Source organism: Pseudomonas sp. AC083 (genome assembly GCF_979253165.1).
In genome coordinates, this window is the sequence record NZ_CEEDDH010000106.1 from 1 (window position 1) to 278 (window position 278).

General features: G+C 36.7%; 1 pseudogene. It reads left to right on the top strand.

Going from position 1 to position 278, the window contains the following annotated elements:
- Positions 1-278 (top strand): annotated as a pseudogene (locus AC0IXA_RS27395) (hypothetical protein); the annotation flags it as partial.

The following is a 278-nucleotide window of genomic DNA, read 5'->3' on the forward strand; positions in this document are numbered from 1 at the left end:
GAACAGTTTGCCAAAGAGGCATCTCGTGTATTAAAGTCAAATGGTCTGTTTTTCTTTATTGATAATGTTTCGCCAAATGATGAAGAGCTTTCACTATTTATCAATGAGCTGGAACGATTGAGAGACTCAAGTCATGTCTCCTGTCTATCGACAAAACAATGGGGGAAATTGTTTTTAGAAGAGGGATTAAAAGAAGTGAGATCAATGGAACGAAAAAAACGTTATCCTTTTCAGGAATGGGTCAAGCGAACAACGAAAACTTTAAAGGAAGAAGAGAT